This window comes from Acuticoccus yangtzensis (assembly GCF_001927245.1).
Lineage (GTDB): Bacteria > Pseudomonadota > Alphaproteobacteria > Rhizobiales > Amorphaceae > Acuticoccus > Acuticoccus yangtzensis.
In genome coordinates, this window is record NZ_MJUX01000020.1 from 1 (window position 1) to 14,697 (window position 14,697).

The window sequence follows — 14,697 nt, forward strand, 5'->3', positions numbered from 1 at the left end:
TCATCGACGAGACCTGGGCGAGCACCAAGATGGCGCGTTCGCACGGTCGTTGTCGGCGCGGCGAGCGGCTGCGCATGCCGCTGCCCTTCGGCCATTGGAAGACCACCACGCTCGTGGCCGGCCTCTCCTTGTCCGGCATCGTCGCGCCCATGGTTCTGGATCGTGCGATCAACCGGACCTGGTTCGAGGCCTATGTCGAACAGGTCCTCGTCCCTTGCCTGACCCCAGGCAATGTCGTGGTGATGGACAATCTGGGCAGCCACAAAGGGCCACGCGTTCGCCAGTTGATCGAACGCGCCGGGGCGACGCTTCTGTTCCTCCCGCCCTACAGCCCCGTCTTCAATCCCATCGAGATGGCCTTCGCCAAGATCAAAGCCCTGTTGAAGAAGGCCGCTGAGCGAACTGTCACCGCCCTTCGGGATCGCGTCGGCGACGTCCTCCACCTCGTCACCCCCGACGAGGCCCGCGCCTATTTCAGAGCCGCCGGGTATGACCCGGATTGAGCGCGAAGTGCTCTAATCCCGAACTATGCAATACGAAGTTGTTCCTCCACTGCCACGAGGAGGGGTTGGCCATGCACCGCCGCGGCGGTCCACCCTTTGCCGTCGGGAGCGGCGCCCCGCCCAACCGGCACAGCTCGGCGAGGATCTCGCAACCCGCAGCCCGCGCCAGCAGACGCGATGGTGCCCCCTCATCCTCACAGAGAGCCCACAGGTTCCGGAAAGCGGAGCGGATCGCTGGCGAGGCGAACATCCGGCCGTAGATCCATGAACTGTCGAACGAGAAACGACTGTCGGCGGCTTCATCGAGAACGTCCAGCCACTGCGCCATGGGGAAGGCTAGGCTGCGGAGCTGATGGCTCTCTTCCATGACCGCCTTGGTGGCGAAGTTCGGCGCCGCGAGACAAAAGTCACCTCGCCTCCCGGTCAGGTCGAAATGTCCCCCTCCCAGGTCGCCGGCAACGCGGCTTCCTCCGAGGAGGTCCTGATAGAGAACGATGTCCGGCAGGCCCGGGCGGGACATGTCCCCGGCTGGCCGCGCCACCTCGATCATGTCAAGGACTCCGCCAGGGGACTTCCGCGCCCTGAGATAGGACGCTTGCCGACCTTCGCAGTACCATTGCGTCGAGGATGCATAGGCAGGCACGGACATCGGTGTCTCCTATCGAACTGGCAATTGTCGGCTCGATCTGCACACGGGTTCGGGGGCTCCACCTGGGCGTGCTTAGCAGACATGTAGGCGCGGTAAGCGGCCTGCGCCATCTTCCCGTGTCCGTCGACCCGGCGGGACGCAGTGACCCTGATCTCGCGCGAGGGAGTTGCGCGGTCCTCGCTCCGTCTGTCGCAGCGCAATCGTGGTCGGCCACGTGTCGTCACGACAGCGCGGCACGGCCTCTTGCCAATGCCGGCGCGGGACCGAGGAGGTGACGCACGCGTGCGGCCTCCGGCCCGCGATGATATGTACGCGCGCGGGCCTCAGCGTCGGCCTCCGCGTGGCTGACCCTCGCGTGCTGACGCTGGTGATCGAGCCACGAGCCGTGGCGGAATGTCTCGAGCCACAGGTGCGGCGCGGCGGCGTCCTGCTGCAGCGACCACCCGACCGCACCATGGCGGCGCCGCTCCTGGCGCACCTCGAGCATGGCGGTGACGAATGACTCGCCGTCGGCCGGGTCGACATCGTACTCGACGGTGACGAGCACCGGGCCGCGGTCGGGCTCTACGGTGTCGGCCACGATCGGTTGCGGCCAATGCGCTGAGGCGGTGTGATTGACGTCCGCGGCCTGCATCAGCTTGAACCGCCACGTGAGCGGGATCGCCAGCGCGGCGCCGGCGGCCGCCGCCAGCAGCGCCGCCGGGATGCCGGCCGTGTTCGCGACCTGGCCCCAGAGGAGGCTGCCAGCCGTCATCGATCCGAAGAACACCGTGATGAATACGGAAAGACCGCGAGCCCGCATCCAGTCCGGCAGTGCCGTCTGCGCCGAAACGTTGAGGTTGGCGAGCACCGCAATCCACGAAGCCCCCGCCAGCAGCGAGGCGGCGATGGCCGCCGCCGGCGCGCTTACGAGCGCGAACACGACAAGCGTCAGTGCGGTGCCGAGCGTTCCAGCGGCGACGAGCCGGTCGGCGTCGAGGCGCGCCTTGAGCCGCGGCATCAAGAACGCCCCGGCCACCGCGTCCGCGCCCGCAGCGCCCATCAGGGCGCCGTAGAGGCCCGGTCCCCCGCCCAGCACCGTCCGGGCGACGAGCGGCAGCATCGCCCAGTACGCGCTGGCGAAAAGGAAGAAGGCGGCGGCGCGCACCAGCGTCGCCTTTAGCGCGCTGCTCGCGAGTGCGAAGCGGAGCCCGCCGACGAGAGCAACGCCGAGCCGCTCGCGCGGCAGCATGTTCTCGACCCGCGGAGGCGGTCGCCACCACAGGAGCGCCACCACGATGCCGATATACGAGATGGAATTGGCCGCGAAGGGCGCCGCGACGCCGAACGGAGCGAACGCGCCGGGCGGCTCGGGCGAGCGGGTGGCGAGGGTCACGGGTGAGCCTCCGTCTTGAAGAGGCCGTCACGCTGACGGGAAGGTTGGTAACCAGCGTTCGGTCGGGGTTGGGGAACACGCCCCAGACGGTGAGCGTGTCCGTTTCAGGATCGATGGCGGCGCTCTCGAACAGCGGGCGACCTCGATGCGGATAGGTCGCGCCGGGCGGCAGCGTCAGCGTCAGGTCGATGTTTGCGAACATCTCGGCGGGGTGGCGGCTCCGATGGCCGCGAGGGCCCGTTCCCGCTCCGCGTAGGAGACCTGATAGGCGACACGCACGGGGTCGAGGGTTGCGATCACTGTGCCCGCCTTGGCCTCGACGAAGGATCCTTCGATCACGAAAGGCGGCGAGATGGTGCCGCCGATCGGCGCGTTGACACTAGTCCGCTCCAGGGCAAGCAGAGCCGCATCCACCTCGGCCCGGCGCCGATCGCGCTGGGCCGCTGCCGTGTCACGGGCAATATCGGCCCGCAGCGCTGCGACGCGCGATCCGGTGCCGCGGGCGAGCAACTCCGCCTGGCGGCTGGCATCGTCTTCGGCGAACCTCAATTCCGCGTCCGCCTCGGCGAGCGCCGCCTGCGCGATCCGCAACGCGATTTCGTACTCCCGCGGATCGATCACCGCGAGGAGGTCCCCCGCCGCCACCTTCTCGCCGCCCGTGAAATGAAGGTCCTCGACGACTCCATTCCGATGGTTGGCGATCACGACCGTGCGTGACGGCTCGACACGCCCGGAAAAGCGCATCGCCGGTTCGGCAAACGTTGCCACCGGTACCGCCACGAGCGCGAGCGAAAGGGCGACGGTCTTCATGCGTGCCACGTCGCCGCCTCAGGCTTCGCGCCGGTAGGTGCCACCATAAAGGTTGACCGGCGACCAGTCGGGTTTGAGCGGCGGGAGTTCGGGCATCAGGCCGGCGAACTCTCCCGCACCCCAGGCGACCTTGCCGCCGGCGAACGTGAGGACGCTCTCGAGGTGGCGGATGTCTTCCTCCGGAACCGCGAAATAATCCTCCGAGAGGACGGCGATGTCGGCCAGGAGCCCCGGCGCGATGCGGCCTTTCGAGCGATCCTCGTTGGAGAGCCAGGCGTTGTCGGTCCACACCTTGAGCGCCGTCTGCCGGTCAAGCCGTGATCCAGGCCCCAGAAGCTGTGCGCCGCCGATGCCGCGCCCGGTCACCAGCCATTCCAGGCAGTACCAGGGATTGTAGCTCGACACGCGGCTCATGTCGGTGCCGGCGCCCACCGGGATACCGGCACGCAGCATCTTGCGGATCGGCGGGGCGTCGGACGCGGACTTCGCTCCGTACCGGTCCAGGAACTCGCGTTCCTGGAAGGCGATGCGGTTCTGCACCGAGATGCCGCCGCCGAGCGCTGCGACACGGTCGATGTCGCGCTCGCTGATGGTCTCGCCGTGGTCGAGGATCCAGCGCAGGCGATCCACCGGCATGTCACGGTGAACCCTCTCGATCACGTCGAGGTGTCGACCGATGGTCTCCCCGTAGGTGGCGTGGAAGCGGAACGGCCAGTCGTTCGCCACCATCACGCGCAGCACCGCCTCGAGCTCCGCCTCGGCCTGCGGCGGCGGGACGACACGGGGACCGGAGAAGATCTCGTAGTCGTAGGCCGACAGCACGAGCATCTCGCCGCCGCCGATGAGGCGGAACCAGTCGTCGCCTTCCCCGGCCTTGTACTCACTCGTCCAGCGAGTGAAGTCCTCGAGCTCCCTACCGGGGCGCTGGATGAAGGTTGAGGCGCCGATGCGGACCGTCAGCTCGCCACGGCGGCCCAGCTCGCGGATCACCTCATAGTCATCCGGCCAGTTCTGGAAGCCACCGCCACAATCGAGTGTGGACGTGATGCCGAGCCGGTTCTGCTCGCGCATGAAATGGCGCGTCGAGACCAGCGCATCCTCGAAGGAGAGCCGCGGCGCGTCGAACAGCGTCGCATAGAGGACGACGGGAGCCGGATCGGCGATGAGGAGGCCCGTCGGATTACCGGCGCCGTCACGCTCGATCCTCGCCGACGGCCAGCGGTTGTCGGGCCTCGTCCTGTCGATCCCGAGCGCGCGCAGCGCCGCCCCGTTCACCAGCGCGCTGGTGTAGACGAAAAGGATATAGACGGGCGTGTCGGGCGCGGTTGCGTTGATCTCCTCAAGCGTCGGCATGCGCGGCTGGTCGGAGAACTGCTCCGGCGAGAAACCGCCGACAACGCGCACCCAGTGGCCGGGCGGCGTGCGCCGCACCATTTCGCGCAGCCGCGCCATGGCCTCGGCGAAGGTCGGGATACCGTCCCAGCGCAGCTCCAGCGCGTACTGCAATCCCTCGCGAACGGTGTGGGTGTGGCTGTCGATCAGCCCCGGGACGACGCGCCGCCCGTCGAGGGCGATCACCTCGGCATCGGGTGCGGCGTGCTGGCGGACATCCCGCTCGGTGCCGACCGCGGCGATGCGTCCGTCGCGCAGGAGCACGGCGTCGGCGACGGGGTTGGACGGGTGGAACGTCGTCACCTTCCCGTCGACGAGGAGCGTTTCGCTTGCATTTATAGGTGTTGGACTCCGTGCCAGAGCGGGTGCCGCAAGGAGCGAGGCGGAGCCAGCAATGGCGGCGCGACGGGTGATGGCAGTCATGTCCGCTCCTCCGGTTCGGTTGGCGGCGTCGTGCGCCCTCGTCGGGCGATGGCGCGACCGATTGCAGCGTTGTCAGGCGCGGACAAAGGCCAGGAGGTCAGGGTTCACAACTTCGGGGTGCGTCGCGAAAAGGCCGTGCGACAGGCCGGGATAGGTTCGCAACGTGCCGTCCCGCACCAGCCTGACGGCCTTGTGCGCCGAGTTCTCGATCGGGACGATCTGGTCGTCTTCCCCGTGCAGAAAGAGTACCGGCACGGTGATCGCTTCCAGATCCTCGGTGAAGTCGGTCTCGGAAAACGCCTTGATGCAGTCGTAATGGGCCTTCGCCCCGCCGGCCATTCCCTGACGCCACCAGTTGTCGATCAGACCCTGACTGACTTCGACGCCCTCGCGGTTGAAGCCATAGAACGGGCCGCTCGGAATGCCTTTGTAGAACTCCGCGCGATTGCGGGAGAGCGCGTCGCGAAATCCGTCGAAGACCTCCATCGCGATCCCGTCCGGGTTCTTGTCGGACTTGACCATCACCGGGGGGACCGCGCCGATCAGCACGGCCTTGGCGATGCGGCCACGCTGCGCCCGCGCGGCATATCGAGCGACCTCGCCCCCGCCCGTCGAATGGCCGATGTGGACCACCTCATGAAGGTCCAGCCCCTTCACGACAGCCGCGACGGCGGCATAGGTCTCCATGTCGTTGCCGGTGTCGGTCTGATCCGATCGTCCGTGGCCACGCCTGTCATGGGCGATCACGCGATAGCCTCGGGACATGAAGAACAACATCTGGCTGTCCCAGTCGTCGGCGCTCAGCGGCCAGCCGTGGTGGAACATCACCGGTTGCGCGTCTTTCGGCCCCCAATCCTTGTAGTATAGATTCGTGCCGTCAGATGTCGTGACCATTGGCATGGCAGGGTCCGTTCAGAGTTCTGGCTCGACGATGACTTCCGAGGCGAGCGCTCCATGAGAGCGCCGTGGTGCCGATCGCGAGCAGTGTCGCCGGGTGTGCCGCACACGCCTGCCGGCGCGAAGCCGGCGAGAGCGCTCGGTGTGTCAGCCCGAGGACCGTAGCAGCCGCCTTGAGTGAAGCGCGGCGCGAAACCTGCGGTCCAGTTGCCGATCTTGCGGATCGTGCGTGGCGCAGCACGGTAGTGAGTGAGCGGCTGTATGCGCGATGGTCGCCAGGATAAGGCGCAAGATCTGCACCTATGCAGCAGCCCGCGCACCGCACCTTTTCGGCATCTCGGTAAGACAGATCCGGCGCAAAGATCAGGGGCCCGCAAGTGCCTGGCGCTGCGTCCGACTTGGATCACCGCATCGCGAACATCGCGGCGGACCCCTGCCGCGCCGGGCCACGACAACTCGCCGAGCAGGGCGTTGGAATCGAGCAGGCGTCGGAATGACGGACGTCCGCGATCATACGGAAAAGGTCGAATTTCGTCACGTTCGGCCTGTCGCACGGGGTTGGTTGGCGGCCTCGGGAGAGGATGACACGCAATGAGTTGGAACCCAGCGCTCGAACCGGGCTGTCCGGACGACATCGGGATCGACGCGATCGAAACGCTCATCGTCCCGCGGTCCCGCGACCTTGGCGGGTTTGAGGTCCGGCGCGCCTTGCCGGCGCCGCAGCGGCAGATGGTCGGGCCGTTCATCTTCTTCGACCAGGCTGGCCCAGCTGAAATGCTAACAGGACAGGGCGTCGATGTCCGTCCGCACCCGCATATCGGCCTCGGCACCGTCACCTACCTCTATCGCGGCGACTTTCACCACCGGGACTCGACCGGCGCCGACCAGATCATCACCCCCGGAGCGCTGAACTGGATGGTCGCCGGTCGCGGCGTCACCCACTCGGAGCGCACGTCCGCGGCGGCCCGCAGCGGTCCGAACAGCTTGTTCGGTATCCAGACCTGGCTCGCCTTGCCCGCCGCCCAAGAGGATGTGGCGCCGACCTTCGAACATCATGGCAAGGACACGCTGCCCATGATCGAGGATCGCGGCGTCTCCGTTCGCCTCATCCTCGGCCATGCCTACGGCGAAGCGGCGCCCGCGAAGATGTTGTCCGACACGTTCTATGCCGACGTGACACTCGAGCCGGGGTGTCGACTGCCCATGCCGGACGATCACGAGGACCGGGGCATCTACATCGTGGGCGGTTCGATCTCCATTGCCGGCCAGGATTTCGCCAAAGGCCAGATGATGGTCTTCCGCCCGGGCGACCCGATCACGGTCGCCGCCGGCGGAGAGGGCGCGCGGTTGATGATCCTCGGCGGCGCAACGTTCAACGAGCCACGCTACATCTGGTGGAACTTCGTCGCCTCCTCAAAGGAGCGGATCGAAGAGGCCAAGGCTGAATGGCGCGCGGCACAGTGGGGCAAGGGCCGCTTCGACCTGCCTGTCGACGACCGGGATGAATTCATCCCCGTTCCGGACTGATCCGCACGGTCGCTTCCATTGTCGACTGACCGGATCCGGGTCGGCGAAACGGCAGGATGGAGAACTCGAAATGACGAATGCGTGGCCTCAACTCGATTACCAAAGCTGGCGTGAGACGTGTTCAGCCCTGCACCTGTATCTCCAGATCGCCGGGAAGTACCGGCTGGCACATTCGCCGTGGCTCAATCACTCCTGGGCCGCGACCTTCTATGTCACGCCGGTCGGTCTCGCCACGTCGCCCGTGCCCGATGGGCCGGGGATCGAGATCCTCTTCGACCTGCGCAGGCATAGGGTCGTCGGAACCTCCGGCAACGGTCACCAGGCGTCGATCGACCTCGGCCGGACCACCGTCGCCGCGTTTCACGCGAGCTTCGTGCAGCTGGTCACCGAGCTTGGCGGAACGCCGACGTTCAACGCGCAGCCGAACGAGGTGCCCAATCCGATCCCCTTTGCCGAAGATCATCGTGATCGACCTTACGACCCGGACGCGGTGCGGCGCTTTCACCAAGCGCTTGTTTCGATCGACAGAGCGTTCAACCGGTTCCGCCCGTCCTTCATCGGGAAATCAAGTCCGGTGCATCTCTTCTGGGGCGCCCTCGACCTCGCCGTAACTCGCTTCTCCGGCCGGCGCGCTCCGCTCCACCCGGCGGGCATCCCAGCCTTGCCGGACAACGTGGCGCAGGAGGCTTACGACCGCGAGGTGTCCTCGGCAGGCTTCTGGCCGGGCGGCAACGGCATCGATTATCCCGCATTCTACGCCTACGCCTACCCCGCACCGACGGGGTATCGGGCCGCTCCGGTCAAGCCCGAAGCCGCATTCTGGCACGAAGGATTGTCGGAGTTCGTGCTCCCCTACGACGCCGTGCGGGCGGCGGCCGATCCCGAGGCGGATCTGATGGCCTTCCTCGTCTCGGCCTACGAGGCCGCCGCTGATCTCGGCGGATGGGACCGCGATCTTCTAGAGTGCGCGACCGGTCAGCCACGCCAGGTCCGCGCTCCAGACCCCGGACGCGTAAGCGATCCGCCCGCGCCCGGTGACAGCGAGGTCGAGCGTGCGGACGGCGACAACAAGGGGCGCTACTTCATCGCCATCGATGGCGCCACGGCCGAGATGACCTACAGCCGCGCCGGCGCAGAACTCATCATCATCGATCACACGGAGGTCCCGACCGCCTTGCGCGGACGAAAGGTCGGCGAGCGGCTCGTACGCCAGGCGGTCGAGGACGCGCGACGTGATGGCGTCTCGCTCATGCCGCTCTGCCCGTTCGCTAAGGCGCAGATCGACCGCCATCCGGAGTGGCAGGACCTTGTCCGCCGCCCGAAGGCGTGATCGCAAGGAAGCCCGGCCGATGTCTTTGCTCCGACGACACCTCGGGTGGCGCTGCACCCCGACCCGCCGTGGCGCGGCCATGGAGCGAGGCCATGATCCTCATACGGTCTTGCACCGGCACCGATCGGCACGGAGCGCATTCGACGAACCGGGCAGCATGGCGATCGATACGGCGGCGCTGGCGGCTGTGCGCGCGTGGATCGTCCAGGTTGGGCTGACGAGTGACGACCCGGCCTCTCTTCTCTCGGGGGCCTCGGAGCAACTGCTGGCGGCGGGAGTCCCGATTTTGCGCTCCCACCTCTCGTTTGCGACCCTCGATCCGCGCAAGCGCGCCGAGAACATCATGTGGCTGCGCGACCGCGGGACGACGCGCGACCTGCACAACCACGAGGAGTTCGAGCGGTTCTTTCCCCGCTCTCCGTTCCCGCAGATGCTGAAGACCGGCCGTTTGCAGCGACGTTGGCGCCTCGAGCGGCCATGCGATGCGGAAGGTTTCCCGGTCATCGAGGCGATCCAGCGTTCCGGCGCAACGGATCTCGTCGTGAGCATCGTGCCGTTCACCTCGACGGCCGAGATCTTCGAAGGGGCTGCGATCTCGGCCGCGACGGACCGGCCTGGCAGCTTCACGGACGCCGAGCTGGCGAGTCTGGGCGAACTGGCGCCGACGATGGGGCTCGCCGCCTATCGGATCGCGACCTCCGACGCTCTCGGTTCGTTGCTGCGCGCCTATTTGGGGATCGGTGCCGGCCACCACGTCCTCGGTGGCCATGTCAGGCCGGGTGAAGGAGATAGCGTCACCGCAGCCCTCCTCCTCGCGGACCTGCGTGGTTTCACGAGGGCGACCGAGCCGGAAGGGCCCGGAATCATCAGCCGGCTCGGCGAGCATCTTGCCGCCATTGCCGAGCCTGTCGAGGCGGCGGGTGGTGAGGTGCTAAAATTCACCGGAGACGGTCTTCTCGCCGCCTTCCCTGTCACGAGTGACGCCGCGACCGCCTGCGATGCAGCGCTCGCGGCTGCGCGCGACGCGCTGGCCCGCAATGCCCGTGTGAATGCCGCGCATCCGGCGTCGTCCCGGCTCCACCTCGATGTGGCCCTTCATCTCGGCGACGTTTTCTACGGCAATATCGGCGCGGCCTCGCGGCTCGAATTCACGGTCATCGGCCCAGCGGTCAACGAGGCGTCACGCATCGAGAGCCTGTGCGGCCAGCTCGAACGGGACCTGTTGATGTCGCAGAGCTTTGCGAGGGCCTGCTCGGCGCCGGTGGCAAGTCTCGGACGCTTTAAACTGCGAGGCGTTGAAGCCGAGCGAGAGGTCTTCGCCCGTGGCGAGCCCAGCACATAGCCCTGCCGCGGTAACCACATCGCCCGGGCGCCTCTTTGCCGCGAAGCGGGGTCGTTTTCCTCGCGCGGGATACTTCTCTGCCGCTCAACGTCACGAAAGGAACACTGCATGTCAGAAACAATGAAGGCCGCCGTCCTGACCCGCTTCGGTGGTCCGGACGCGTTCGAAATCCAGAGCCTTCCCGTCCCGTCCTTCGGCCCTCGGCAGGTTCGCGTGCGTGTGCACGCCACGGCGATCAACCCGCTCGACTATCAGATCCGCCGCGGCGACTACGTCGATTACGTATCCCTGCCGGCCGTGATCGGTCACGACGTCTCCGGTGTGTTGGAGGCCGTCGGCGCGGACGTCACCGAGTTCGCCCCTGGCGACGAGGTGTACTACACGCCGAAAATCTTCGGCGGCGCCGGGTCGTACGCTGAGGTCCATGTCGCCGACGTCCACCTCGTCGGCCGCAAGCCACGCAACCTGTCGCACGTCGAAGCTGCGAGCCTGACGCTCGTGGGCGGGACCGTCTGGGAGGCCTTCGTCATCCGCGCCGCCCTGCGCCTCGGCGAGACAATCCTCATCCACGGCGGCGCCGGAGGTGTCGGGACCATCGCCATCCAGGTCGCGAAGGCCATCGGGGCACGGGTCATCACGACGGCACGCGCCAGAGAGCATGATTTCGTCCGTTCCCTCGGCGCAGACGACGCGATCGACTACACCTCGACCGACTACGTCGACGCCGTGCACACGCTCACCGGCGGGCGTGGCGTCGACGTCGTCTTCGACACGATCGGCGGCGACACGCTGACGAGGAGCCCCCTCGTGCTCGCCCCGCTCGGCCGCGTCGTGTCGATCGTCGATATCGCCGCGCCGCAGAACCTCATCGAGGCCTGGGGGCGGAACGCCTCCTACCATTTCGTCTTCACTCGCCAGAACCGCGGCAAGCTCGACGAGCTGACCAAGCTTGTCGAGCGCGGCCTCGTGCGGCCGGTGATCGGCGCCGTCCTGCCTCTGGAGCGCATTGGGGAAGCGCACGAGGTGCTGGAAACGGGCTCGCGCGGCGGGCTGCGAGGGAAGGTCGCGGTCGACGTCTCGGCCGAGGCGGCGATCATGATCCCGCCGCTCGCCGCCGCAGCCTGAGCCAGCCGATCGGCCCCGGCTCGCGCATCGCATCCTTCCCTTCCCTTCCCGAGAACCGACATGATCACCCTTCCGTCCCCCCTTCGCGTGATGCCCGGGGACCCGGCCCAACAACGGGGGCTGGGGGCGGGGTCCGGCGAGGGCGCCCTGATGGGCCTTATCGTCAATCCGCTGGCGGGGCTCGGCGGCCCGGTCGGCCTGAAGGGCACCGATGGTGATGACGTCGTGCGCGAGGCGCTGCGTCGCGGCGCAGTTCCTGTCGCCAAAGAGAAGGTGGTCGAGGCGCTTGTGCGGCTGTCGGCAACGGTCCCCTCGCTGCGCGTCGTCACCGCAGGCGGTGCAATGGGCGAAGACGTCGCCGCAGATGCGGGGTTCCTGCCCAGCGTCGTTCATCGCCCGCATGCAGTTCCGTCGACCCGAGACGACACGATCTCGGCCGCCGCCGCAATGGCGGACCATGGGGTCGACCTCATCCTTTTCGCGGGGGGCGACGGCACAGCGCGCGACATTCTGGCTGCGGTCGGCGATCGCGTGCCGGTGCTGGGTGTCCCTGCCGGGGTGAAGATGCACTCGGCGGTGTTCGGGACAAGCGCGAAAAACGCCGGCCTTCTGGCCTCGTCGTTCGATCGCGATCGAGCGCGGTGGTCTCGCGGCGGGACAGAACGCGCTCGCCGCGCTGCAGGATCGCCGGCACCTCGTCGGGCCTCAGTCCTGCCACGCCGCCGGCGTGATACCGGTGCGCTCCGGCGAACGCCGCCGCCGGTGCGAGCCGCATCGGCGCCTGCTGACCCACGACACCGCCGTCGTGGAAGACGCCGGCGAACACCGACCCGAGGCGTCCGATGCCGGCCGACAGCGCATTCGAGAGCGGCCCGAAGATGAACCGCTGCGCCGCCACCTTCGCCATGTCGACGAGCATCGAGCTGACCAGGCTGCGGAAGTCGATCTTGCCCGTCCGGACGAACTCAGCGAACGCCTCCTCGGCGCTGCGAAACGCACGCACCAGCGTGTCGCCGACGTTCTTGCCGAGCGCCATCGCCTGCTTGGCGTAGTCGGTCAGCGCGTCCCGCGCTTGGCTCCAGCCGGTCTTCGCAGCTTCGGCGGTCTCCACCACCTCCGGCTTCGCGGCCTTCGCCGCCTCTGCGGTCTGTGCCACGCCGTCCTTCAGGTTCTCCGCTGCCTTCGCCGCGCGCTCCAGCGACGCCTCGCTGTCGACGCCGGCCGCCTCGGCGGTCTGCGCGAGCGCTGCCAGGGAAACCAGCGGGGCGGTGGCGGCCTTCGCGGCTTCCGACGCGGACGCGGCGAGGTCCTTCGCGCGTTTGTCGGCCTCGCCGACGGCGAGCTCGAGCTCGTAGAAGCCGGACGTCGCCATGACCGCCGCGCCGTGCACCCGCAGCGTCGTCTCATCGAACCCGGGCAGCCCGTCCAGACCGCGCGCGAGCCGATGTAGAAGCTCGGCCCAGCTCTTCTGGATCCGCGCCATGACGGAGAGCCAGCCCCCCTCGATCCGCGCCCAGACCGACTGAAGCGCTAGCCCCAGTGCGCGGCCACCTGACTTGATCCGCTCCCAGACCTCGTTCGCGACATCGCCAAGCAGTGATAGCGCGTTGCCGAAGCCGCCCGTGCGGCTGACGAGGCGGCCGAACTGGTAGATCAGCTCGCCCGCGCCAACGATGAGCGCGCCGATGCCGGTCCGGATCAGCGCGCCCCGCAGGACGACCAGCGTTGTAGCGAGGCCGCGGACCGAGACCGCAGCCGCCACCATTCCCGCGACCCAGCGTCCGGCGAAGAACGCCGCAGCCGTGGCGGCGTACGTCGCGAGACGGCCGAGGTTGCCGATGACGGTGTCGATGGCCGTGCGGACGATGCCGCCTGCCGACGCCAGCGAGACGAACGCCGAAGCGAGCGCTTCGACGGCCGGGGCCGCGGCGACCGCGATGCGGTTGCGCAGCCCCTCCATCACCAGCGACATCGTGTCGAGCGCGACCTCGGTCCGCTGCAGCGCCTTCAGACCGTCGCCATCCAGAACCGCTCCGAGGTCGGCGGCGCGATCGCCGAGCCGCTGCATCTCCGCGCCGCCGTCTCGGAGAAGCGGCAGGAGGCGTGTGGCGTCGGAGGCCATCGCCTCGAGGTGGAACGTCATCTCCTGCTGCGACAGCCCGGCGCGCTGCAGGGTGTCGACATAGAGCTGCAGCGCCTCTGGACCCGAGAGCCGCGCGAATTGGTCGGCGGTGACGCCCACCTTCGGCGCGACCTTCTCGAAGAAGTGGGCCATCGGGCCGCCACCGGTCTGGAGGAAATCGCCGACGCGGTCGTTCACGTCCTTCAGGATGTCCGCAAGCTTCTCCTGCTCGATGCCGACGGTCCGAGCGGCGCCCGACCAGCGCTGGAACCCTTCGGGTGTGGCGTTGGCAACCTGCACGAACTGCCGGAGCTGCGCGCCGCTCTCGGCTGCGGAGCGGACGATCAGGCCGAGCGAGGCTGTCGCTGTGGCCGCGGCTGCAGTGAGCCCGACCCTGGCCGCGCGCGCGAACGAGGCCATCCGCGCGTTCGCCGCCTCCATTTCGCGCGAGAGCCGGCCGAACGCCTTGCCGCCGGAGTCGCCGATGCCCTGCAGCTCGGCCTTCACCTGGCGTCCGCCGACGGCAGCGAGGCGGACGCTCACACGCTTTTCAGCCATGCTCAGATCCGATCTGCTTGTTGATGGCGGTGACCGCTGCGGCTTCCAGCGCGGGGAGCATCTCGGCGGCGGCGAGCGTGCTGATGCCGAGCGCGTCGGCCATCGCGAGGGCCGCTGTCATGTCCCAGCCAACGACGCCGCCCGGCACGACGCGGACCTGCCCGCCCATGCGCTGGGCGAGGTCCCACACCTGCCAACCCTCGATGGTCTGCGGCAGGTTCAGGCGGCCCGGGCACTCTTGGCACGGCGACGGGCAGGCGTCGCAGTATCCTTGCCCGCCGCCGAAGTGCCATTCGGCGAGGGCTGCGAGCCGTTTTTTTCCGCGTCGAGCAGGAGGCCCTTGTTTACGTACTTCAGCTGGAACGCCTCGAAGACGGGGTAGAGATCGAGCAGCGCATCGATGCCGTCGAACGTTGGGTCGACTGGCTCGCCATCGGCGTCACCGACGCCCTCCCATCCGAGCAAAGCGCGGCGAGCGATCGCCTTCGCGTAGGCGAGCGCGCGATCCTCGTCGGGCGCGTCGTCCGGCATCTCGTGGACGGCGGGGTCGTTGCGCGCCGACACCATCAGCGCGGTGGTGAGCGGGGCGAGGCAGACGCGCACGCCGGCGGCGAGGTCGAGCCAGACCGGCTCGCGGTGAAGGT

Annotated in this window: 13 protein-coding genes and 2 pseudogenes; 6 read left to right on the forward strand and 9 right to left on the reverse strand. The window is 68.1% G+C overall.

Going from position 1 to position 14,697, the window contains the following annotated elements; all coding sequences use genetic code 11:
* Positions 1–503 (forward strand): IS630 family transposase (locus tag BIX52_RS22130; protein ID WP_075223284.1); only part of this gene is annotated, 503 nt, incomplete at its 5' end.
* Here the strand turns inward: BIX52_RS22130 and BIX52_RS22135 are convergent.
* From BIX52_RS22135 to BIX52_RS22155, 6 genes and pseudogenes are all read right to left on the reverse strand, one after another.
* Complete coding sequence (locus tag BIX52_RS22135) at positions 475–1,053, reverse strand: hypothetical protein (RefSeq protein ID WP_205647738.1); 579 nt, start codon at positions 1,051–1,053, stop codon at positions 475–477. The genes BIX52_RS22130 and BIX52_RS22135 overlap by 29 nt on opposite strands.
* A gap of 319 nt (positions 1,054–1,372) precedes the next feature.
* Positions 1,373–2,527, reverse strand: coding sequence for an MFS transporter (locus tag BIX52_RS22140; RefSeq protein WP_075223285.1), 1,155 nt, complete (start codon positions 2,525–2,527; stop codon positions 1,373–1,375).
* 88 nt (positions 2,528–2,615) lie between these two features.
* A pseudogene (locus tag BIX52_RS24160) lies at positions 2,616–2,729 on the reverse strand (hypothetical protein); the annotation flags it as partial.
* The gene (locus BIX52_RS22145) at positions 2,708–3,337 is read right to left on the reverse strand and encodes an efflux RND transporter periplasmic adaptor subunit (RefSeq protein ID WP_075223286.1); all 630 of its coding nucleotides are present in this window, start codon (positions 3,335–3,337) and stop codon (positions 2,708–2,710) included. The gene BIX52_RS22145 and the pseudogene BIX52_RS24160, both read right to left, overlap by 22 nt.
* Before the next feature lie 18 nt (positions 3,338–3,355).
* A complete protein-coding gene (locus BIX52_RS22150) occupies positions 3,356–5,152 on the reverse strand; it encodes an amidohydrolase (protein ID WP_083660716.1) in 1,797 nt (598 codons plus the stop codon).
* Positions 5,153–5,224: 72 nt separating this feature from the next.
* On the reverse strand, positions 5,225–6,052 hold the full coding sequence (locus BIX52_RS22155) for an alpha/beta fold hydrolase (RefSeq protein ID WP_075223288.1): 828 nt from the start codon (positions 6,050–6,052) through the stop codon (positions 5,225–5,227).
* A 588-nt stretch (positions 6,053–6,640) separates the two neighbouring features.
* On the opposite strand from BIX52_RS22155, the gene BIX52_RS22160 reads away from it, so the two are divergent.
* The 5 genes from BIX52_RS22160 to BIX52_RS24140 all read left to right on the forward strand — a co-directional run bounded on the left by BIX52_RS22160 (position 6,641) and on the right by BIX52_RS24140 (position 12,255).
* Entirely contained in the window at positions 6,641–7,576 is a 936-nt protein-coding gene (locus BIX52_RS22160) for a pirin family protein (protein WP_075223289.1), read from the forward strand.
* 70 nt (positions 7,577–7,646) lie between these two features.
* Complete coding sequence (locus tag BIX52_RS22165) at positions 7,647–8,906, forward strand: DUF5996 family protein (protein WP_075223290.1); 1,260 nt, start codon at positions 7,647–7,649, stop codon at positions 8,904–8,906.
* 157 nt (positions 8,907–9,063) lie between these two features.
* A complete protein-coding gene (locus BIX52_RS22170) occupies positions 9,064–10,248 on the forward strand; it encodes an adenylate/guanylate cyclase domain-containing protein (protein ID WP_075223291.1) in 1,185 nt (394 codons plus the stop codon).
* 108 nt (positions 10,249–10,356) lie between these two features.
* Positions 10,357–11,373, forward strand: coding sequence for a zinc-dependent alcohol dehydrogenase family protein (locus tag BIX52_RS22175; protein ID WP_075223292.1), 1,017 nt, complete (start codon positions 10,357–10,359; stop codon positions 11,371–11,373).
* 150 nt (positions 11,374–11,523) lie between these two features.
* On the forward strand, positions 11,524–12,255 hold the full coding sequence (locus BIX52_RS24140; RefSeq protein WP_425426700.1) for an ATP-NAD kinase family protein: 732 nt from the start codon (positions 11,524–11,526) through the stop codon (positions 12,253–12,255).
* Here the strand turns inward: BIX52_RS24140 and BIX52_RS22185 are convergent.
* The 3 genes and pseudogenes from BIX52_RS22185 to BIX52_RS22195 all read right to left on the reverse strand — a co-directional run.
* Positions 12,251–14,053 (reverse strand): annotated as a pseudogene (locus BIX52_RS22185) (phage tail tape measure C-terminal domain-containing protein); the annotation flags it as partial. The gene BIX52_RS24140 and the pseudogene BIX52_RS22185 sit on opposite strands and share 5 nt — an antisense overlap.
* Positions 14,046–14,243 (reverse strand): DUF7697 family protein, encoded by a 198-nt coding sequence (locus BIX52_RS22190; protein ID WP_075223294.1) that lies wholly within the window; start codon positions 14,241–14,243, stop codon positions 14,046–14,048. The gene BIX52_RS22190 and the pseudogene BIX52_RS22185, both read right to left, overlap by 8 nt.
* A gap of 29 nt (positions 14,244–14,272) precedes the next feature.
* Positions 14,273–14,697, reverse strand: a 425-nt coding sequence (locus BIX52_RS22195) for a hypothetical protein (RefSeq protein ID WP_075223295.1), incomplete at its 5' end; no start/stop codon positions are given.